General features: G+C 59.3%; 20 protein-coding genes. 6 read left to right on the forward strand and 14 right to left on the reverse strand.

Annotated elements, in window-relative coordinates:
* Window positions 1-290: 290 nt before the first annotated feature.
* Both AC2CHD_RS14050 and AC2CHD_RS14055 read left to right on the forward strand, forming a co-directional pair.
* A complete protein-coding gene (locus tag AC2CHD_RS14050; protein WP_484554163.1) occupies window positions 291-1,781 on the forward strand; it encodes a leucyl aminopeptidase in 1,491 nt (496 codons plus the stop codon).
* A 4-nt stretch (window positions 1,782-1,785) separates the two neighbouring features.
* Window positions 1,786-2,232, forward strand: coding sequence for a DNA polymerase III subunit chi (locus AC2CHD_RS14055; RefSeq protein WP_484554164.1), 447 nt, complete (start codon window positions 1,786-1,788; stop codon window positions 2,230-2,232).
* Window positions 2,233-2,355: 123 nt separating this feature from the next.
* On the opposite strand, the gene AC2CHD_RS14060 is transcribed toward AC2CHD_RS14055, so the two are convergent.
* From AC2CHD_RS14060 to AC2CHD_RS14075, 4 genes are all read right to left on the reverse strand, one after another.
* Window positions 2,356-3,054, reverse strand: a complete 699-nt coding sequence (locus tag AC2CHD_RS14060) for an HAD family hydrolase (protein WP_484554165.1) — start codon at window positions 3,052-3,054, stop codon at window positions 2,356-2,358.
* Window positions 3,051-4,928 (reverse strand): ABC-F family ATP-binding cassette domain-containing protein, encoded by a 1,878-nt coding sequence (locus AC2CHD_RS14065; RefSeq protein WP_484554166.1) that lies wholly within the window; start codon window positions 4,926-4,928, stop codon window positions 3,051-3,053. Before AC2CHD_RS14065 ends, AC2CHD_RS14060 begins: the two co-directional genes overlap by 4 nt.
* Window positions 4,929-5,456: 528 nt before the next feature.
* Window positions 5,457-5,726, reverse strand: a complete 270-nt coding sequence (locus AC2CHD_RS14070) for a hypothetical protein (RefSeq protein ID WP_484554167.1) — start codon at window positions 5,724-5,726, stop codon at window positions 5,457-5,459.
* 227 nt (window positions 5,727-5,953) lie between these two features.
* Window positions 5,954-6,466 carry a DinB family protein gene (locus tag AC2CHD_RS14075; protein ID WP_484554168.1) on the reverse strand — a complete coding sequence of 171 codons (513 nt, stop codon included), beginning with the start codon at window positions 6,464-6,466 and terminating at the stop codon, window positions 5,954-5,956.
* A 115-nt stretch (window positions 6,467-6,581) separates the two neighbouring features.
* Between AC2CHD_RS14075 and AC2CHD_RS14080 the strand changes: the two genes are divergently transcribed.
* Both AC2CHD_RS14080 and ndk read left to right on the forward strand, forming a co-directional pair.
* Window positions 6,582-7,274 (forward strand): glutathione S-transferase family protein, encoded by a 693-nt coding sequence (locus AC2CHD_RS14080; RefSeq protein WP_484554169.1) that lies wholly within the window; start codon window positions 6,582-6,584, stop codon window positions 7,272-7,274.
* A gap of 98 nt (window positions 7,275-7,372) precedes the next feature.
* On the forward strand, window positions 7,373-7,795 hold the full coding sequence (ndk, locus tag AC2CHD_RS14085) for a nucleoside-diphosphate kinase (protein WP_229447338.1): 423 nt from the start codon (window positions 7,373-7,375) through the stop codon (window positions 7,793-7,795).
* 57 nt (window positions 7,796-7,852) lie between these two features.
* On the opposite strand, the gene AC2CHD_RS14090 is transcribed toward ndk, so the two are convergent.
* The 7 genes from AC2CHD_RS14090 to AC2CHD_RS14120 form a co-directional block, all read right to left on the reverse strand.
* Window positions 7,853-10,102, reverse strand: a complete 2,250-nt coding sequence (locus tag AC2CHD_RS14090; protein ID WP_484554170.1) for a putative bifunctional diguanylate cyclase/phosphodiesterase — start codon at window positions 10,100-10,102, stop codon at window positions 7,853-7,855.
* Between the two features lie 110 nt (window positions 10,103-10,212).
* The gene (locus tag AC2CHD_RS14095; RefSeq protein ID WP_229447336.1) at window positions 10,213-10,683 is read right to left on the reverse strand and encodes a molybdenum cofactor biosynthesis protein MoaE; all 471 of its coding nucleotides are present in this window, start codon (window positions 10,681-10,683) and stop codon (window positions 10,213-10,215) included.
* Window positions 10,684-10,685: 2 nt separating this feature from the next.
* Window positions 10,686-10,943, reverse strand: a complete 258-nt coding sequence (moaD, locus tag AC2CHD_RS14100) for a molybdopterin converting factor subunit 1 (RefSeq protein WP_484554171.1) — start codon at window positions 10,941-10,943, stop codon at window positions 10,686-10,688.
* Window positions 10,940-11,539 carry a CDP-diacylglycerol--glycerol-3-phosphate 3-phosphatidyltransferase gene (gene pgsA, locus AC2CHD_RS14105; protein WP_229447334.1) on the reverse strand — a complete coding sequence of 200 codons (600 nt, stop codon included), beginning with the start codon at window positions 11,537-11,539 and terminating at the stop codon, window positions 10,940-10,942. Before pgsA ends, moaD begins: the two co-directional genes overlap by 4 nt.
* Window positions 11,540-11,704: 165 nt before the next feature.
* On the reverse strand, window positions 11,705-13,654 hold the full coding sequence (gene uvrC / locus AC2CHD_RS14110; protein ID WP_484554252.1) for an excinuclease ABC subunit UvrC: 1,950 nt from the start codon (window positions 13,652-13,654) through the stop codon (window positions 11,705-11,707).
* Window positions 13,655-13,668: 14 nt separating this feature from the next.
* Complete coding sequence (locus AC2CHD_RS14115; protein ID WP_229447333.1) at window positions 13,669-14,433, reverse strand: SDR family oxidoreductase; 765 nt, start codon at window positions 14,431-14,433, stop codon at window positions 13,669-13,671.
* A 165-nt stretch (window positions 14,434-14,598) separates the two neighbouring features.
* Window positions 14,599-15,540, reverse strand: coding sequence for a calcium/sodium antiporter (locus AC2CHD_RS14120; RefSeq protein ID WP_484554172.1), 942 nt, complete (start codon window positions 15,538-15,540; stop codon window positions 14,599-14,601).
* Window positions 15,541-15,840: 300 nt separating this feature from the next.
* On the opposite strand from AC2CHD_RS14120, the gene AC2CHD_RS14125 reads away from it, so the two are divergent.
* The gene (locus tag AC2CHD_RS14125) at window positions 15,841-16,512 is read left to right on the forward strand and encodes an outer membrane protein (RefSeq protein ID WP_065818289.1); all 672 of its coding nucleotides are present in this window, start codon (window positions 15,841-15,843) and stop codon (window positions 16,510-16,512) included.
* 52 nt (window positions 16,513-16,564) lie between these two features.
* On the opposite strand, the gene AC2CHD_RS14130 is transcribed toward AC2CHD_RS14125, so the two are convergent.
* The 3 genes from AC2CHD_RS14130 to AC2CHD_RS14140 form a co-directional block, all read right to left on the reverse strand.
* The gene (locus AC2CHD_RS14130) at window positions 16,565-17,233 is read right to left on the reverse strand and encodes a ribonuclease T2 family protein (RefSeq protein ID WP_484554173.1); all 669 of its coding nucleotides are present in this window, start codon (window positions 17,231-17,233) and stop codon (window positions 16,565-16,567) included.
* Between the two features lie 23 nt (window positions 17,234-17,256).
* Entirely contained in the window at window positions 17,257-17,682 is a 426-nt protein-coding gene (locus AC2CHD_RS14135) for a hypothetical protein (protein WP_349366734.1), read from the reverse strand.
* Between the two features lie 79 nt (window positions 17,683-17,761).
* Window positions 17,762-18,610: a 23S rRNA (adenine(2030)-N(6))-methyltransferase RlmJ gene (locus AC2CHD_RS14140; protein WP_484554253.1), complete on the reverse strand. Its 849-nt coding sequence runs from the start codon at window positions 18,608-18,610 to the stop codon at window positions 17,762-17,764.
* A gap of 84 nt (window positions 18,611-18,694) precedes the next feature.
* Between AC2CHD_RS14140 and AC2CHD_RS14145 the strand changes: the two genes are divergently transcribed.
* Window positions 18,695-20,797 carry a molybdopterin-containing oxidoreductase family protein gene (locus AC2CHD_RS14145; RefSeq protein WP_484554174.1) on the forward strand — a complete coding sequence of 701 codons (2,103 nt, stop codon included), beginning with the start codon at window positions 18,695-18,697 and terminating at the stop codon, window positions 20,795-20,797.
* Window positions 20,798-21,124 lie beyond the last annotated feature (327 nt).

Consider the following 21,124-nt stretch of genomic DNA (forward strand, 5'->3'; position numbering starts at 1 on the left):
AGGCGCGCGCGAACCTAACGGTCCTGACACGCGCGCACAATGCGCAACTGCCGGCTTTGAAGGGCGGCCCACCATTTCTTGTCCCACGGGTGACTGTGGGTGGGATTGGTTAGAAAATGCGAAACAAACGCGGTTAACAGCTTGCTTATGGGGCAATAATCGAGCCGTGCAGGGCGCACCCACCGGTGAAAATTCGGGATCCCCCTGTGTGCGGGCCTTGCCAATTTGCATAAAACCTCCAAGATCGCCGGCGCCCTTTATCGACCAATCACGGAAATCTGGGAAATATCATGACCGACAGACCGAGTGTCTCCTTCGCCAAATTTGCAATGCCCGGCAAGGGCACCGTTGTCGTTCTGGCAAGCGAAGGCGGCAGTTTGGGGGAGCAAGCGAAGGCTTGTGATCCTGAAGGTGTGCTTGCGCGGGCCTTCGAGGTGTCAGGCTTCTCGGGTAAGCTGGCAAAAAGTGTCGAGGTTCTGGCGCCGTCCGGCTCGCAGCTCGATCGGTTGACGGCCGTCGGCGTCGGCAAGCCCGATGAGCTTGCCGAGGAGGCACTTTTGAAAATCGGCGGTGCGGCGCTGGCCGCTGGCAAGTCCGCTTCCGAGATCACCCTCGTGGCGGATGTCGACGGTGCCCAAATCGATGCTGCGGCGACAGCCAATCTGGCGCTTGGCATGCTGTTGCGCGCCTACAGCTTTGACAAATACAAAACCACAAGCCGAGAGAATGGAAACGACAAATCCGCCAAGAAACTGAAAATTGTCATTCAGTGTGCGGACCCAACAGCAGCAAAAAAGGCATTTGTCCGTGCCGAAGCTGTGGCCAACGGTGTTCTGCTGGCGCGCGACCTTGTCAATGAACCCGCCAATGTCCTTGGCCCGGTCGAGTTTGCTTCAAAGGCGAAAGAGCTGGAAAAGCTCGGCGCCAAGGTCGAAATTCTGACCGAGAAGGAGATGAAGAAGCTCGGCATGGGCGCGTTGCTCGGCGTTGCACAGGGCTCTGTCCGGCCTCCACGTCTCGCCATCATCCAGTGGAACGGCGGCAAGGCGAAGGAGAAACCTGTCGCTTTCGTTGGCAAGGGCGTTGTCTTCGATACAGGTGGCATCTCCATCAAGCCGGCTGGCGGTATGGAAGACATGAAGGGCGACATGGGCGGCGCGGCTGCCGTGGTGGGCGTCATGCATGCGCTCGCCGCCCGCAAGGCAAAGGTCAATGCCGTCGGCCTGATTGGCCTTGTCGAAAACATGCCTGATGGCAATGCCCAGCGCCCGGGTGACATCGTCACATCCATGTCCGGCCAGACCATTGAAGTCATCAACACGGATGCGGAAGGGCGTCTCGTGCTCGCCGATGTGCTTTGGTATTGCAACGAACGCTACAAGCCGCAGTTCATGGTCGATCTCGCCACGCTTACCGGCGCGGTCATGGTGGCGCTCGGTCACCACCGGGCGGGCCTGTTTTCCAACGACGACACGCTGGCCGAGCGGCTTTTCTCAGCCGGCGAGGCAACGGGCGAGAAAGTCTGGCGCCTGCCGCTTGGCGAAGAATATGACAAGCAGATCGATTCCAAGAACGCGGACATGAAGAACTCTGCCGGCCGTCTGGCCGGTTCCATCACGGCAGCACAGTTCCTGAAGCGTTTCGTCAAGAATGGGGCCTGGGCGCATCTTGATGTCGCCGGCACCGCCATGGGCGCGCCGCTAGACGAAATCAATCGATCCTGGGGGTCGGGTTTCGGTGTGCGCCTGCTCGACCGCCTTGTAGCGGATCATTACGAATAGGCCGATGGATGTTCTCTTCTACCATCTGACCGAATCGACACTGGAGGAGGCATTGCCGCCTCTGGTGGAGAAAAGCCTCGAGCGGGGGTGGAGGGTGGTGATCCAGACGGGCTCCCGCGAGCGTTGCGACGCGCTCGACAACTGGCTGTGGACGTGGCGCGAGGAGGCCTTCCTCGCCCACGGTACGGATCGGGACGCGCATCCCGAGCAACAACCAGTCCTCTTGACCGATGCAGACGTCAATCCGAATGGCGCCCAGATCCGCTTTTTCGTGGACGGAGCCGATCCGACCGGCGTGGACGGATATGAGCGCGCTGTCGTGATGTTCGACGGTCATGACGCTTCCCAGCTCGACGCAGCGCGCGGATACTGGAAAGCGCTTAAATCTGCAGGCCATGCCGTCACCTACTGGCAGCAGGGGCCGGACAGACGCTGGCAGAAGAAGGCCTAGACGGACGCTCGCTTTCGGCGCGTGGAGCACCTTGCTGCAATAGCGCTCACCCTGAGCTTGCCGCCCGCACTCTGAGCTTGTCGAAAGGCGAGGGTGCCTGGCACCAGAAATTCACCGAATCCGTTAGCTGATTTCCGCCAGAACAGTTTCGATCTCACCCAGATGCGCGACCTTTCGGAAGCGGGGTTCGTTGTCCGGTTCATCCGCGTGTTCGTGCGCCCAGGTCAGGTCATGCGGCACGAACACGCCCCATGATCCAGCCTCGATTGCCGGGATCACGTCGGATTTGAGTGAATTGCCGATCATCATCGCATGATCCGGCCCCTCGCCATGCGCTGCGAAAATTCGCTGATAGGTTCCACGAGACTTGTCGCTCACGATCTCGACGGCGTCGAAATAATCGCCAAGGCCTGATGCTGCCAGCTTGCGTTCCTGATCGAACAGGTCGCCCTTGGTTATCAGCACCAGCCGATAACGCCCGGCAAGCGCCTCCAGGGCCTCTCGCGCGTGGGGAAGAGTCTCCACTGGATGGTCAAGCATTTCCCTGCCTGCGTCGAGAATGTCACGGATTGTTGTCGCTGGCACCTGTCCGTTCGTCACCTCGATGGCGGTCTCGATCATCGAGAGGGTAAATCCCTTGATGCCGAACCCATATTTCCCAAGATTGCGCTTTTCTGCCTCGAGAAGGCGCTCCGTCAGATGCCCGGCCTCCGCAAAATCGGCAAGGAATTCCGCAAAGCGTGCCTCCGTCAAGCGGTAGAAGCGCTCATTGTGCCAGAGCGTGTCGTCGGCATCGAAGCCAATGGTGAACGACGCTTTCACGAAGCCATCCCTTCTTCATAATCGCTGGAGAGAGCGAGCCAGCGGTCTTCGTGCTTTGCCAGCATTGTGGCAAGATCGGAGCGCTCCTTGGCCAGCTCCGAAACCTTTTTCGGCTCCTTGTCGTAAAGGCTCGCATCGGCAAGCCGCGCCTCGATGGCGTCGATCCGCTTACGGGTTCTCTCGATCAGTCCCTCGGTAGCCTTGATTTCCTTGGCAAGCGGTTCGAGGGCCGCGCGCTTGCGGGCTGCCTCCTTGCGCTTGTCCGCCTTGGAGGCCTTGTCCGTCTCCCGCTTCTCTCGGTTGCGGCTGGCGCCGCCCGTCATGCGGGCGCGGTAATCGTCCATATCACCTTCATAGGACGAGACGGTCCCGTCACCGACGATCCACAGCCGGTCCGCAGTTGCCTCGATCAGGTGGCGGTCGTGGCTGATGAGGATCACCGCTCCGTCGAACATATTGAGCGCCTCGACAAGCGCCTCGCGGCTGTCGATGTCGAGGTGGTTGGTCGGCTCGTCGAGAATAAGCAGATGCGGAGCCTCGAATGTGGCAAGCCCCATCAGAAGCCGTGCCTTCTCCCCGCCTGACAGGTCGCGGGCGGGTGTCGACATCTTTTCGGTGGTCAGGCCGAACTGCGCCACCCGCGCCCGCACCTTCGCTTCCGGGGCATCGGGCATCAGCCGGCGCAAATGCTGATAGGCGTCTTCGTCCGGGCGCAGGTCGTCAAGCTGATGCTGTGCGAAGATCGAGACTTTCAGTCCGGGCGCAACCGTCTTGGTGCCCTTTTCGAGCGTCAGCCGGTCGGCGATCAGTTTCGCGAATGTCGATTTGCCGTTGCCGTTTGCGCCAAGAAGGGCAATGCGATCGTCATTGTCAATACGCAGCGTCAGACCGCGCAGAACGGGCTTGCCGGGCGTATAGCCGACCGCGCCGCCGTCGAGCGCGATGATCGGGGAGGCGACTGCTTTCTCCGGATTGGGAAAGCGGAACGGAAGCACTGTCTCGTTCACCACCGCGGCCATGGGCGACATGCGTTCCAGCGCTTTCAGGCGCGACTGCGCCTGGCGCGCCTTTGACGCCTTGTAGCGAAAGCGATCGACAAAGGACTGCATGTGCTTGCGCTGTGCTTCCTGCTTGACGCGCATCTTTTCCTGCAGTTCCGCCTTCTCGGCATATTGACGCGCAAACTGGTCATATCCCCCGCGCCAGAAGGTGAGTTTCTTGCGTTCCAGATGCACGATGGACGAGACGGCCCGGTTCAGAAGGTCGCGATCATGGCTGATGAGAAGAACCGTGTGCGGATAGCGAGACAGGTAGTTTTCAAGCCAGAGTGTGCCCTCGAGATCCAGATAGTTCGTCGGTTCGTCGAGCAAGAGAAGGTCAGGCTGGGTGAAGAGCACCGCCGCAAGCGCCACGCGCATGCGCCAGCCGCCCGAAAACGAGGAGGCCGGACGCTTCTGCGCGTCCGCATCAAATCCGAGGCCCGAGAGAATGGACGCCGCGCGCGCTTCCGCAGAATGGGCGTCGATATCGGTAAGGCGTGTCTGTATTTCCGCAATTCGATGCGCATCGGTGGCCGTCTTGGCCTCGGTCAAAAGCGCTTCCCGTTCCGTATCGGCCCTCAGGACGATATCGATCAGCGGCTCGTCCGTGCCCGGCGCCTCCTGGGCAACCTGACCGATCCGCGTCCCCTTTGGCACGCTTACAGTGCCGCTTTCAGAGACTAAATCTCCAGTAATCGCACGAAACAGCGTTGTTTTGCCGGTTCCGTTCCTGCCGACCAGGCCTGCCTTCGTTCCGGCAGGAAGAGTAAGCGAAGCCTGGTCGATGAGAAGTCGACCTGCAATGCGCAGCGATAAGTTTGAAATCGTCAACATGACGGCGTTTTGACGGGTCGTCGTCAGCCTTGCAAGCCGCGACTGTCGCCCCGGAAGCTGCAGGCGATCAGAAAATGGCGGGTGTTGCCAAAAGCAGACAGGTGTGGCCCAGCTAAGATGGGCCACACCGTGTTCATAAAGCGCCTGTTAACGTGCGGCCGCTTGGCGCAGAAGTTTGCACAGTTGCACGAGATCGTATTCCCATGCGTTTGGATTGCGCAGGATGTTGACGCAACGTTTGCGGTAAATCGCGATTTGCTGGTCGCTCAAGCCGCTGAGCGCTCGGCGTCCTAGGTTGCCGCCACCCCCGTTGCCAGGTCCCCCAACACCGGGTCCACCAGCACCGGGCCCACCTGTGCCAGGCCCCCCTGTGCCGGGACCACCGGTTCCTGGGCGGTCGCCGCCCAATCTCAGCCTGAGACCGGCACCGACGCCATCTTTACCGACATTCGCGTTGACGCCTGCGTTTAAACCGTTGCTGCCGCCAATCGATGCTGTGGTTTCGGAGCCGAAAAGGCTTCCACCACCTCAACCGACCGTTGTGCTGCTCTGGGCGCCGAGAGCTCCCCCAACATTCGCGTCTGCATTGACGCCAGCAACGCTGCCGCCTCCGACAGAAGCCCCCACATTGGCGGATGTCGAGCCCAGGTCCGCATTCACATCTGCCGACACGCCATTGCTCGTACCGACCGACGCGGACACGCCACCTACGCTGGCGCTGACACCGCCACGGTCATTTCCGCCGATGCTGACGCCGCCAAGGTCGATTGCCGCTGCGGGCAGTGACATGCTGAGCATAACAACTCCACACGCCAGATTGGCGTATACTTTTTGATACTTCCTGCTCATCATCGTCCTCCTTAGTTGGATCGAAGTAATTTCCGACAAGGAGAAAGGTAGGGCAGCTATGGAATATTAAATACCCGTATTTACGATAGAGTTTATTCAAGAAAACAAAAATGAAAAAATTGTAATAAAATACTATTCACGCAGATATTTACTGGTTGAAATATGTATATAATATTTCAACCAAAGCGAGAACCTTGTTTTGTTCTCTGGAAGTATATCAGATCAATCGATGGTGCGTCTATTCCAAGGATCGACAATGCCGCATGGGCATGTCCGCGATGGTGTGTTTGATGATTGAAGAAATGGCTCAATGCAGGCGCAAGGCGTTGCGAAATTGTTCGAACGTCAGTGACTGTGACATAGGTGAAGCGGCCGGAAAAAGCCTCTTCTTCAAGACTTTCTATCCAGTCCAGAATGCGCCTATCCTCGTTTTCGCGCGCGATACGCAGGGCAGGAAGGGCAGAGTGCAGGATCGTGTCCAGCCGGGCGGGGGCCGCGCCTTCACCTGTAAAGCGTTTCATCCAGATGAGATCTGCCACCAGGATATGGTTCAGTGTGCCCATCAGAGATTTGAAGAAGATGCCCACGTCTCGATTGAGAGCTTCCGCATCGAGGACCTGTGCAGCTTCATAGATTTTTGCATTGGCCCAAAGGTTATAGGAGGCGAACATCTCAAAATGTTGTTTCATTGTTTTTCTCCGCGGTCTGGAGCAGATAATCCTGCGTTTGGAGCATTGCCTTAAGCAGTGAATATGCAATCGTGAGAAATCTCTCAGGTCTCATCCGTAATCGAAAGGACCAGGCGTGACGATTGCATTGTACGATCTCGTGGGCGCAGACGAAGCGCGTCCCTTCAGTCCGCATTGCTGGAAAATTGCCTTTGCGCTCGCCCACAAGGGGCTTGAGTTCAAGTCGATGCCCGTACGTTTTACGGAAATCGGGAAGATTGAGACCGGTGCGTTCAAGACCGTTCCGGTTATCCGGGACGGTGAGCGCCTGTGCGTCGATTCTTTCGAGATCGCACTTTACCTCGAAGAAGCCTATCCCGACCGACCTTCGCTTTTCGGGGGGGAGGGGGGCAAGGCTCTCTCGCGTTTTGTCGAGAAATGGGCGCAGGCCACCCTCACCGGCTATATCGGCCCTTCATTGCTTCTCGAAATCCATGCTGCACTTGATCCCGCCGACCAGGCCTATTTCCGCGACAGTCGGGAAAAACGGTTCGGGCGCACCTTGGAGGAAACGGTAAAGGGGAGGGAGGATCGTCTCGAAGGGTTTCGGGCAAGCCTCCTGCCGTTGCGCCTGATGCTTTCAGGGCAGCCATTCATCGGTGGGCAGACGCCTCTTTTTGCCGATTATATCGTCGCAGGCTTTTTCCAGTGGGCGCGCGTTATCTCTCCGTTCCCGCTTCTCGCGGCGGATGATCCGGTTGCGGCTTGGTTTGAACGCTGCCTGGACCTGCACGACGGAATTGGTAGGCGGGTCCCGGCGGCTTGCTGAAGGGAAGGGCCTTCCCATGTGCCTTCGAGACCGCTATAGAGCGCGCCATCTCCAAAAATGAGCTGTCGCTCAAAATCCAGACAATTAAAGGACCGACCATGGCGATCGAACGCACATTTTCCATGATCAAGCCGGATGCCACCAAGCGCAACCTGACTGGCGCCATCACCAAGAAGCTCGAGGATGCCGGCCTGCGTGTTGTGGCATCGAAGCGCGTATGGATGAGCCGCCGCCAGGCTGAGGGCTTCTACGCTGTGCATAAGGAGCGGCCGTTCTTCGACGAGCTGTGCGAGTTCATGTCGTCGGGCCCGACCGTCGTTCAGGTGCTCGAAGGTGAGAACGCCATTCTCAAGAATCGTGAGGTTATGGGCGCCACCAACCCGGCTGAAGCTGCGGAGGGCACGATCCGCAAGGAATTTGCCACCTCGATCGGTGAAAACTCCGTTCACGGTTCCGATGCGCCTGAGACCGCCGCCGAAGAGATCCGCTATTGGTTCTCCGACACCGAGATCGTCGGCTGATCAACGCTCCTTCAAGGACCGTTATTGTTTGAAACCGGGGCCCTGGCCCCGGTTTTTTCATGCGCCTTGGCGCGAGTTTGGGAATTTGAGGACGGAAGCGGGATTGCGGTCCAGCACGTAACTGGCAAAATCGGTCACCGTCATGGCGCGACCATAGAGCCAGCCCTGGAAATATGAGCAGCCTGAAGATTTCAGGAGCAGTTCTTGCTGCTGGGTCTGCACATGTTCCGCCACAGCCGAAAGACCGAGCGTGGACGCCATGTCGAGCATGGTTTGAACAAGTGCCCGGTTGCTTTCGCTGCTTTCAATATCTGCGATGAAGCTCCCATCGATCTTCAATTCGTCAAAGGGCAATTTCTTCAGATAGGCGATAGAGGAGTATCCCGTTCCGAAATCGTCGAGCGAAAGCCGCACACCCAGTGCCTTCAGCTCATGCATGCGCCGGGTAATCTGCATCTGATCGCTGGTCAGGACACGCTCCGTCATTTCCAGGGTAAGCCGCTGCGGATCGAGGCCATGCGCAATGAGCCGGTCATGCAGGAAATCGAGAAAATCCGGATCGCGCAGCGATTTGAGGCTGATGTTCACGGCCATCCGCAGCCCTGCAAGCCGTGGATTGTCTTTCCATTGGGCAAGGGTCCGCACGCTGGTGTCGATCACACCGCGTCCCAGGAGTTCCGCAAGCCCGTGCTGTTCGGCGAGCCCCACGAAATCGCTTGGCGAAAGCGCGCCGTGCTCCGCATGGTTCCAGCGCAGCAGCGCCTCTGCCCCCACCACATGGCCGGCAGCATTCACCTGGGGCTGGTAGTGCAGCTCCAGATTGTTGTCCACCAGCGCACTGCGCATATCGTTGAGCAGACGAAAACGCTTACGCTCCTTCCGCAACACTTTCGGATCGAATAGCGCGACATTGTTTCGTCCCAGGCTCTTCGCCTGATACATCGCCATGTCGGCATTCTTCATCAGCACTTCGGGGCCCTTCTCGCTGCCGTCGAACACGAGCACGCCAACACTCGCCGAAGTGTGATGGATCATATGCCCCAGGACGAATTCCTGACGCAGAGCAGCAAGAACCCTGTTGGCTGCCACGATGGCGTTGCGTGTCGCCGTCGCAGCCGCGGTGTCATTCAGGGACAGGACGATAACGAACTCGTCGCCGCCGATCCTGCCCACCGAGTCCTGGGGGCCGACGGCAGCCTGCAGGCGATCGGCGACTTGCTTGAGAAAGACATCCCCGACATCGTGACCCATCGTGTCATTCAGGGTCTTGAAATTGTCGAGATCGATGAAGAGGATTGCGCCGCGATGTCCGCTTTTCTTGCATAACGCCATCTGCCGCCCGACCTGATCGAAGAGCCGCCGCCGGTTGGGAAGCCGGGTCAACGGGTCGTAGAACGCCAGGCGTTCGATCTCCATTTCGGTCTTCTTGCGCAGGGAGATATCCGAGAGATATCCGTGCCAGACAATGCCCTCTTTCGTCGTTTCAGGCATGGCAGCGACCCGCAGCCATTTTTCCACCCCGTCCACCGCATGAATGCGAAACTCACATTCCCAGGGCTGAAGCTTGAGTCCCGAATCCTTCAACGTTTCCAGATAGTGTGCGCGGTCATCATTATGCACCATGTGGAGAACTGTATTCGGATTGTCCGGCACTGTGCGATCGTCATAGCCGAGCAATTCCCGTAAACCCTTGGACACATACAGAACGGAAAACGCGCCATTGTCGTGTCGCAGCAATTGGAAGAGTCCCCCAGGCAGTTGGGAGGTGAGCTTCTCGAACATGTCCTGAAGTTTCAGGCGCTTCATCGTTTCGGTGATTTCGCGCACGGAGCCTTCATAATAGACAGGCTTGCCGGTGCGGCGATCACGCACCAGGCGCGCCGATTCGCTGATCCAGATGCGCTCCCGCGTCTTGTGACGATAGACCTCGGAGATAAAATTTTCGACCTTGCCATTGGTCTCAAGCTCGGCCCGGAATGCGTCGCGTCGGGTGGGGTCAACATACCATTCCTTGGCAATATCCTTGACCCCTGCAAGGAGCGCTGCCTCACTCTCGTAGCCGTTAAGGCGCACAAGAGCTGGATTGGCGCTGAGCTGCCGCCCGTCGGGTGAAGAGCGATAGATCCCCTCGGAAAGATTGTCGATCAGTTCCCGATGGTTCTTCTGCTCCTCCCGCACGTCCCGATAACGCCGGCTGACACGGGCCAGTTGATATCCAAGCCCCAAGCATCCCAAAAGGCTTGCTGCTGCGACCAACCAGGCGGGATTCGTTCCCGCAACCAGCATCGTCTGGAAGGATTCCGACATTGCGCTCCCCGGCTTTACCTGAAGGAAGCTATAACCCCGAATGGTTTGTCGAAACGTCTAGTCTTGAGAGAAATCAACGCTATCGTTAGCGAGGCGTAAAGGCTCCCGGTTCAGCCTTCCCAGCGTTTTAGATCCTCGAGATCCGAATCTTTTGCTTCGACCCAGCCTGCCTCGGTTGAGCCCGCCACATGCTCTTTTTTCCAGAAAGGTGCGCGGGACTTGAGAAAATCCATCAGGAAGTCGGCGGCGTCGAACGCGGCACGCCTGTGGGAAGAAGCGGCCACTACGAGGACGATGTTCTCGCCCGGCGCAATCTTTCCGAAACGGTGGATAACCGTCAGCCCGGTAAGCGGCCAGCGTCCCGTTGCCTCATTGGCGATCCGGGCAATCTCCGCCTCTGCCATGCCAGGGTAATGTTCGAGTTCAAGTGCCTCAAGACGGCCGTTCTCGTCCCTGCAAAGCCCTGTGAAGCTTACCACAGCGCCGACGTCGCGTCTCCCAGCCGTCAGCCGCCGGGTTTCTGTGGCGGGGTCGAAATCATCCGCCTGTACGCGTACCAGGGGATCGCACGTCGGCGACATTCTCACCCTCCCGTCATCGGTGGGAACAGCGCAATCTCGGCATGGTCGGGCAGGCGTGTGGAATGGTCCGCGTGCTCCTGGTTAATGGCGACACGGATAACACCAGGCCTTTCCAGTGCGGCGCTGTAGTTTTCTCCCCGCCCTTTCAGCCAGTTGAGCAGGTCTGCCACCGTCTTCACCTCAGCAGGCAGGTCCACAGTCTCGTCAGACAAGCCGATGCGCTCGCGCACCCATGCGAAATAAATCAGCTTCATCGTCATTCCTCCACGATGTGCTTCAGCCCGGCGCGGAAATAGTCATAGCCCGTATAAAGCGTGACGATGGCAGAAATCCAAAGGAGCGCGATGCCGAGCTGTGTGGTGTAGGGCAAGACCTTGTCACCGGCGGGACCGGCGAGCAAAAATCCGATGGCAACCATCTGAATCGTGGTTTTCCATTTGGCCAGTTGCGTGACAGGAACGCTGACTTTCAGAGCTGCAAGATACTCCCGAAGGCCAGAAACCAGAATTTCTCGGCAGAGGATGATAATCGCCGCCCACAAGGTCCACCCGGCGATGGTCCGGTCCGTGTCGGCTGCAAGAAGCAGAAGGCACGTTGAAACGAGCAATTTGTCGGCGATGGGATCGAGCATTTTTCCGATGTTGGACGTTTGTTTCCAAATGCGCGCGAGATAGCCGTCCAGGTAGTCAGTGATGCTTGCTGCAATGAAAAGCGCGAGGGCCGACCAGCGGGCGAAATCGCTCGACTGGAGCCTGCCTTCCAGGAAGAAGCACAGGACAATCGCTGGCACCGCGAGAATTCTGCCGTAGGTCAGGAGGTTCGGGATGTTGAATGCCGGTGTGCTACGTCTGGCCATGAAGCGCAATCCTGCTCCGGTCTGCCGCGGGGGCTTTGGGCACCCCAGTCTGTTGAAGCCGGCCCATCTGTCTGCACGTGCAGGGGCCAATCATCTCCTGTCAAATCAGAACCAGGCGCATACGGCAAGCGCCAACCTGATGGGGCGCGACGAAACAACGCCGCTTCACCCGTTTTCGTGAAAATGATTGTAAATCTGTCGGGCGATGGCCTCAGAAATGCCATCCACTGCCATGAGGTCTTCAACGGCGGCGCGGCTGACGGCTTTCGCGGTTCCGAAATGATGCAGGAGCGCGCGCTTGCGGCCAGGGCCGATGCCGCTGATCTCGTCCAGCGGATTTTTCACCATCTCCTTCTTTCGCCGGGCGCGGTGTGAGCCGATTGCAAACCGGTGCGCTTCGTCGCGCAGGCGCTGGATAAAGTAGAGAACCGGATCGCGAACCGGAAGACTGAACGGGTTTCTGCCCGCTATGAAGAAGCGCTCCCGCCCGGCATCGCGATCGACGCCCTTGGCCACGCCGATGGCGGTGACGAGCCCCGCAATTCCGAGCTCTTCCAGCACTTGCGTGACCGCCGCCAATTGGCCCTGGCCGCCGTCAATAAGAAGAACATCAGGCCAGGCGGGCATTTCGCCTGCCTCCTCTTGGTCGATTTCTGCATCGGATGGCGCCGCTGATCCTGGCAGCCCATTCTCCTTTATCAGCCTAGAAAACCGCCGCTGCATGACTTCCCGCATCATGCCGTAGTCGTCGCCCGGAGTGATGTCGGTCGAACGGATGTTGAATTTCCGGTACTGGTTCTTCGCAAAGCCTTCGGCGCCGGCAACGATCATCCCGCCCACCGCGTTCGTGCCCATGATATGCGAGTTGTCATACACCTCGATGCGCCGTGGAGCGCTTTCAAGGCCGAATGTCTCTGCAAAGCCTTCCATAAGCTTCGCCTGCGACGATGTCTCTGCCAGCCGCCGCCCCAATGCCTCCCGCGCGTTCTGCAGCGCATGGTCGGTCAGATCTTTCTTTTCCCCCCTTTGCGGGCAGGAAACCTGCACCTTTCTGCCCGCACGTGTCGAAAGCGCGTCGGCCAGAAGCTCCTGTTCCTCGATCTCGTGCGAGAGGAGAACCATGCGGGGGCAGGGCTTGTCGTCGTAGAATTGGGCGAGAAATGCGCCGAGCACTTCTTCCGCCTCAAGGCTCGGGTCGGCCTTCGGGAAATAGGCACGGTTGCCCCAGTTCTGGCCGGTGCGGAAGAAGAAGACCTGAATGCAGTTTTGCCCACCCTCCTGGTGAATGGCGAACACATCGGCTTCCTCAACGCCTTGTGGATTGATGCCCTGATGGCTTTGCACATGGCTGAGGGCGGAAAGCCGGTCGCGGTAGATCGCAGCGCGTTCGAAATCGAGGGCCTCGGACGCCTCCTGCATCGATTGGGCGATTTCCGCTTTCACCTTGCTGGAGCGGCCTGACAGAAAGGCCTTTGCTTCTGAAACGAGCTCTGCATAGCCCTCTTCGCTGATCTCGCCCGTGCAAGGTCCCGAACAGCGTTTTATCTGAAACAGCAGGCAGGGGCGGGTACGGCTCTCAAAGACAGAATCGGTGCAGGTGCGCAAAAGGAAGGCGCGCTGCAGAGAATTGATTGTGCGGCCAACGGCCCCCGCCGAGGCGAACGGACCGAAGTAATCGCCCTTCTTTGATCGCGCCCCGCGATGCTTGAAAATCCCGGGGGCCGGATGGTCGCCGGTCAGGAGAATATAGGGAAACGACTTGTCATCGCGCAGAAGCACATTGAAGCGGGGGCGCAACCGCTTGATAAGATTGGCTTCAAGCAGCAGCGCTTCGGTTTCTGTCCGCGTGACCACGAATTCCATGGAGGCGGTCTCGCGAACCATGCGCCCGATACGGTTCGTGTGGCCGCGGCCTTGTGCGTAGTTGGTGACGCGCTTCTTGAGGTTGCGCGCCTTGCCGACATAAAGCACGTCGCCTGCAGCATTCATCATGCGGTAGACGCCCGGGGCGTTGGGCAGCCGTTTTACGGCTGACTGAATGACTTCAATCCCGACAACACCGTCTGTTGTTTCGCCGCTGTCCCACTCGAGGGCGAGGTTCGCTGGCTCCTTCAATTTGACGATGGTGCTCACTCGGGAACTCCCGCAATGTCGGGCGTCTCCCACGCAAGATGTTGCCCCCCGTCAAGCGCGATCATCTGACCGGTTATGGAGCGTGTCTCCCAAAGATAGCGGATGGTGCGTCCAAAATCTGCAAGATCTGGGCCGCGCTCGAGAATCAGTGCATCCGTCTGACGGTCGAAATCCGCCTGCTGCTGGCGCTGGTTGGGCAGGGTGGGGCCGGGCCCGATGGCGTTGACGCGTATGTTCGGACCGAGCGCTTGTGCCATGGTTCGTGTGGCAGTCCAGAGCGCTGACTTCGAGAGGGTGTAGCTGAAGAAGCGAGGATTGAGACGCCACACCCGTTGATCGATCATGTTGACGATCAACGCTTCCTGATCGCCCTTGAGTGCTCCTGCAAGGGCTTGCGCGAGCAGAGCCGGGGCTTTCACATGCAGGTCGAAGTGCGCATCCCAGCTTTCATCTGTAAAGTCGGTAATCCCGTCATCTTCAAACACCGAGGCGTTGTTGACGAGAATGGATGGTACGCCAAGCACCCGGCGTGTCTGGCCGATCAGGTCGCGGGTGGCCGCGCCATCCTGCAGATCAGCCTGCACCACATGGGCTTCACCGCCCGCCCTGACGATCTCATCTGCCAGACTCTCTGCAGCTTCGCGGGACCGACCGCAGTGAATGGCAACGGCAAAGCCGTGCCCCGCGAGGTCGCGCGCAATGGCTGCGCCAATGCGCTTTGAACCTCCAGTAATCAGTGCCGTTGCCCTCGATTGAGCCATATCTTTCTCGTTTGGTTTAACTCAACTGCGAAACCTGGCGGCCGCGTCAAAGCATTCAACGAAGTTGTTTAAGCCCAATGCCGATCACGTCCAAGCCCGCAAAGTGTCTGACCTTTCACTGCTGACAGTTGCGCGTTGTGTCCGACATAGGCTTTTCGCGCAGGATCAAAAGACCGTGACGATATAACCGGCAAACCCCGCGAGCATTGCGCTGCCCATGAGTTTGCCAGACGCGATGCGCAGAAAGCCAAGCAGCGCAAGCACACAGGCGGCAGCGAGCATTACCCACATATCGATCGACACAATGCGCGGATCTACAGCGATCGGCGTAATGAGCGCTGTCAGGCCCATGATGCAGGCGATGTTGAAGATGTTCGACCCCACGATATTTCCGAGCGCAACGGTGGAATGACGCTTCAGTGCCGCCGCCAGGCTTGTGGCTAGCTCTGGAAGCGAAGTGCCGATGGCAACGATGGTGAGGCCGATCACGGCGTCACTCACACCAAAACTTTCCGCGATCCTCACAGCGCCGGCTACAGTCAACTGCGCCGCTATGGGCAAACCGATTACACCGGCCATCAGATAGGCGGTCACCCGTTTGCGATCATGCGGAGCTTCACCGATCTCGTCGTGAAAGTCTTGCTCTGCCGCTGCCTTGCCGTTCACAGCATCGCGCGCTTGCCAGGCGATGAAGGCGCAGAGGCCTGCGAAAAGCAGTGCGCCTTCAAGGCGAGAGATCACCCCGCCCGTAAGCATCCACATGAAGATGACGGTGGTCAGCAGCATTGCCACAAGATTGCGTTTGAGTCCTTTCCCCTCTGACACGATGGGATAAATGATCGCCGGAAGGCCCAGCACCAGAAGGATGTTGGCGATGTTGGAACCCACCACATTGCCCACCGCCAGGCCGGGCGCGCCTGAAAGGGCTGCCTGTATGGAGGTAAAAAGTTCTGGTGCAGACGTGCCGAAGGCAACCACGGTCAGACCGATGATGAGGGGCGAGATGCCAAGATTCTCAGCCAGTCCCACAGCGCCTTTGACGAATATGTCGCCGGCCAGCATCAGAAGAGCGACGCCGGCTGCAAGCATGAGCAGGCTGAAGAGCATGAAGAACCTCGTGAGAATCGGAACAGCTGTGGGAATATAGGAGCTCGCACTCGTGACCCCAAGGTGCCGGAACAGGGATGTTGCCTATTTGCAACGTCAATTTTCCGCCTCATTGGTGCCGCTGAAAGACCCATTTTTCGGGCACGTTCAGCCTCATTTCGCGCCCAGATAGGGCTCATGCGAGATCGGCCCGCTTCCTCCCAGGAGACCGGTTTCGCCAGCGTGGAGCGTTTGAAGGGCATGATGCCAAGAGGGGCGCCCACAGCTACGAAAATGCTAGTGGCTTAAGGAGTATGGACCATGAAAGCCCATAAGAACGTTATTCTTTCCGCGGCCGCAGCCGTTGGTTTTGTTGCAGCGGCCGGTGCCGCACAGGCTGCCGATGCAGTCATGGAGCAGCCGCCTGCACCACCCGCGGCTCCGGTGATCTCCACCCCGATCAACGATTGGGAAGGTGGCTACGCCGGTATCGCGCTTGGCTATGGTTTCTCCGGTGAGACCTCTGCAAACCAGCCGGTTGCCGGCAACGACATTGATACCGATGGCTTTGTGGGCGGCGGTTTTGCCGGTTGGAACTTCCAGTCCGGCAGCTTCGTCTACGGTGTCGAAGGCGATGTGGGCTACAACGGCATGAAGGGCACCAATGCAGGTGTCGAGTCCAAGCATGGCGTCGACGGTACGCTGCGCGCCCGTCTCGGTGTCGCCGCGACCGACAACATCCTGATCTACGGCACGGCCGGTGGCGCTGCGCAGCGTCTGAAGATCACCGATGCGGCCGGTTCCGACACCAACACCATGCTGGGCTGGACTGCCGGTGCTGGCGTCGATGCCAAGCTGACCGACAAGGTCTTTGGTCGCGTCGAATACCGTTACACCAAGTTCGGTGACGAAGCCTTCAACACCGGCAGCGGTGCGCAGGAAGTCAGCGACAGCTCCAACAAGGTCATGTTCGGCCTTGGTATGCAGTTCTGATCGAAGCGACAGACTGAAATGGAGAAGCCGGGCCCTGTGCCCGGCTTTTTCTTTATCCGCCCCGCGCCGGCGGCATCAGAACCCGCTCGCGCCTGCAATCCTTTCGATCGACGGCCTCGCAGGATCGGAACTCCAGATCTTTGGTCATGCAAATGCGCACTTCGCGCAGATAGCGATCATCGCATGTGACGGCGATGGCATCTTTCTTCAGGCCGGGGTTGGCTGCAAGAAAGGTCTCTTCGACCCGTTTCGGCGAAACCATCTCCGGCTTTGCAAGCTGGCGGAACTCGGGAGGCGTTTCAACACGTTCCCGCGCCTTGCGGGAGAGGGCGAAATAGTCCTCCTGCGCAAACCCCGTACACATGCCGTGCTTGCGCCATTGATGGCCCATCAGGCCTGCCGAGGGCATAATGTCCCGATATTGATCCACCAGCGCATTGGGCACACGCTGCGGGCGCTTCGACTGGCAATATTCCGGGTAACTTTTCTCATATTGCGGCCACAGACCGTGAACCACGAAGGCATAGGGCCGCTCGCGTCCGCATTGCTGCCGGTTGGCCTCCGCACCTTCGGCGGCGCAGTAGCTGGGCGACCAGCTTAGCGACAGCACATAGAAATCGAACTCACCCGCCGGCGCGCCGCGCTCGCCGGCAATCGCCGGGGCAGGGGATGTCACAAGACATGCCAGAAGGGCGGCGGAAAGCCGCTTTGCGATACGCATGGTCCGCCCCGCAATCGCGTCGTCTATCGCAGCACGCGGCAGTGGCCGTCATAGACGTTCCAGCGGTCGAAGCCGGAAACGCAGAATTCAACATTGTTGCCGAGTCCGGCAAAGCCCTGGCCATACTCGATCAGATACCAGATCGTCCGGTCGCGCCCATCGGAGAGGCGCGCGGTGGCGCGGCAATAGCGCCGCTCGATCGGGCTGTCATAGGAGGACGGGCTGTAGCGCGTCTGGTAGGATCCGTAGAAATCGACGATGTCGACGTCGGGCAGGTTCGGCACATGGGTAACCTGATAGCGGAACCGCTTCTGAATGGTCGAATGAACGCGCGCATCCGCGCAGACATCGTCCACCGCGCCATACGAGCCGACCGGATCGGCTGCCATCGCCTGCATCGAAAGGAATGAAGCGGCGAGGCCGGCTGCGAGAGCCAAAAAGCGCGCCATAGGTCTGTCTCCCGGATTGTTGCGCTGCAGTGGGGTAAAGTTTTGCGCCAGTGCGCGGTTTGGGTCAAGCATGGTCACGCTATTCTGCCGTAAGCCTTTCGAGTGCCCAGCGCCCCTTGCCCTCTTCGCCCAGAATGCCGGCAAGGACCGGAAGCAGTGTTTCCATCTCCTCACGCAGCACGAAAGGCGGATTGACCACGATCATGCCGGTCCCGTCGAGGCGCGGTTCACTGGAGGGCGGCCGCAATTCGAGACGGATGTCGATCGCATCGGCAATGCCGCTTTCGGCAAGACGTCTGCGGAAATCCTCAACCGCGTCATGGTTCTTGATCGGGTACCAGACCGCATAGATGCCGCCCGGCCAGCGCCGGTGTGCCTTTTGTAACCTGGCAACGATGCGCCCGAACTCGTCTTCTTCCTCGAAGGGCGGGTCGATCAGCACCAGTCCGCGTTTTTCCTTCGGTGGCAGATGCGCGCCCAGCGCCAGCCAGCCATCGAGTTCGATGACCCGTGTCTGGAAATCGCCTGCAAAAACGTCTTTCAACCGCGCGGCATCCTGTGGGTGCAGTTCGATGGCTGTCAGGCGATCCTGTTTGCGCAATAGATGGCGCACAAGACGTGGCGAACCGGGATAGTGCTGGAGGCCCGCACCGTGATTCTCTTTCTCAACCGCTTCCAGCAAGGGATTCAAAAGGTTTGATGTTTTCTCATCGAGCGAGGCCTCGACAAGACGACCGATCCCGTCGCGCCATTCGCCGGTTTTCTGCGCTTCTTCCGAACTGAGATCGTAAAGACCGATTCCCGCATGGGTGTCGATCACGCGGAAAGCCTTGTCCTTGCGTTTCAGATATTCAACGATGCGGGCCACGATGGCGTGCTTGACCACATCGGCGAAGTTTCCCGCATGATAGGCGTGGCGATAATTCATGTTTCCCGCTTCGGTGAGGTCTGCACCTGATTTTCTGCTCACTGGCTCTACGCGTCCGCGCGAAAAATCGCTAGTGTTCCCGCCATGAACACACACGCAAACATCCATATCGGCCATTCGGCCTGTCCGCATGATTGTCCATCGACTTGTGCCCTCGATGTCGAGATAAAGGACGGGCGCATTGGTCGCGTCCATGGCGCCAAGGACAACAGTTACACCGCCGGCGTGATCTGCGCCAAGGTTGCCCGCTATGCCGAACGCATCCATCACCCTGACCGTCTGCTCAAGCCGCTGGTCCGTTCCGGCGCCAAGGGTGAGGGGCAGTGGAAGGAGGCGAGCTGGGAGGCCGCGCTCGACCGTGTGGCCGAAGCTTTCCTGAAGGCAGAGGAAAAATACGGGACCGAGACCGTCTGGCCCTATTACTATGCCGGAACCATGGGGCTGGTGCAGCGCGATTCCATCGACCGGCTGCGGCACGCCAAACGCTATTCCGGCTTTTTCGGCACGGTCTGCACCAATGCCGCCTGGACCGGCTTTGTCATGGGTGCGGGTGACCTGCGCGGGCCCGATCCGCGCGAAATGGCCAAATCCGATTGTGTGGTGATCTGGGGCACCAATGCCGTTGCGACCCAGGTCAATGTGATGACGCATGCGATCAAGGCACGCAAAGAGCGTGGCGCGAAGATCGTCGTCATCGATGTCTACGACAATGCGACCATGAAACAGGCCGATCTCGGCCTCGTTCTGAAGCCGGGCACGGACGCGGCCCTTGCCTGCGCGGTCATGCATGTCCTTTTCCGCGATGGTCTGGCCGACTGGGCATTTCTCGACAAATACACGGACGACCCCAAGGGACTTGAAGCGCATTTGAAAACGCGCACGCCGGAATGGGCGTCTGCCATCACCGGCCTTTCGGTTGACGAAATCGAAAGCTTTGCCAGGCTGGTGGGCGAGACGAAACGCACCTTCTTCCGGCTGGGCTATGGATTTACGCGCAATCGCAATGGCGTTGTGAACATGCATGCCGCCCTTTCCATCGCCGCCGTTACCGGCTGCTGGCAATATGAGGGTGGAGGGGCGTTTCATTCCAATTCCGGCATCTTCCGCCTCGACAAGTCGCAGATCGAGGGCAGTGCGCTGCGCGATCCCTCGATCCGTTCGCTCGACCAGGCGCAGATCGGGCGCATTCTGACCAATGACGACGAAGCGCTGCATGGCGGCCCGCCCGTCACGGCACTTCTGATCCAGAACACCAATCCGGCCAACATCGCTCCGGAACAGCGGCTGGTGAAAAAGGGGTTTTTGCGCGAGGACCTTTTCACCTGCGTGCACGAGCAGTTCATGACCGACACGGCGAAGCTTGCCGATGTGGTTCTGCCGGCGACGATGTTTTTGGAACACGACGACATCTATCGGGGTGGCGGTCATCAGCACATCATTCTCGGCCCCAAGCTCGTGGATGCGCCTGGTGAAGCACGCGAAAACCTGTTCGTGATCGAGGAACTCGCCAAACGACTTGGTGTCGCTGGACAGCCGGGGTTCGGGCTCACGGCGCGCGAGCATGTCGAATTCATGCTGGAGAAGCGCGGGCTCGGCACGTTCGAAAGCTTCAAGGCCGATCGCTGGGCTGATGTGCAGCCTGATTTCGACACTGCGCATTTCGTCGACGGTTTCGGTCATCCTGATGGCAAGTATCGGTTCCGGCCGGACTGGACCGGAACGCCAGCGCCCAACCGTCCGCCGGCCTCTATCGGCCTGCAGGGACCGCACGCCCGTATGCCGGAATTTCCCGACCATATGGATTTTATCGAAGTGGCCGATCCGGAGCATCCCTACCGGCTGGCGACCTCGCCGGCGCGCACCTTCCTGAATTCGAGCTTTACGGAAACGCCGGGCTCGGTGAAACGGGAAGGGCGGCCAGAGCTGATGCTGCACCCCGACGATGCGGCAGAGCTCGGGCTTCAGGCAGGCGATCGCGTGGAGATCGGCAATCAACGCGGCGAGGTGGTTTTGCATGTGAAGCTTTTCGACGGTGTGCGACGTGGTGTGGTGATCGCCGAGGGCATCTGGCCGAACAGCGCGCATGAGCGCGGTGAGGGCATTAATGTGTTGACGGGTGCCGATTCCATTGCGCCTTACGGTGGTGCGGCCTTTCACGACACGAAGGTGTGGGTGCGCGCTTTGTGAGCCCCGGACCCTGCGCCCGCGCGTTCCTCCAATGGGTTCCTGGTCAAGCCCGAGATGACGGCTTCCTTCTCCCCGTTTGCGGGGAGAAGGTCCCGGCAGGGGGATGAGGGGTGGGCGATGTCTTGCGAGCTTTTCCACCTCTGTCGGTTTCCTTGCAGGTGATGGCGCTTGCCCCTCATCCTCACCTTCTCCCCGCTCGCGGGGAGAAGGGGGCGTTTGAAGTTGGTGAGCAATTTGCTGAGCAGCGATACATTTCGGGCAGGCTCCATCGTTGCCGCGCGGGGTTGCCGCCGGGGTTTGCGTGGTTCGGGAAACGGGGCGCGTTTT

Source organism: Nitratireductor sp. ATLC21 (assembly GCF_057196525.1).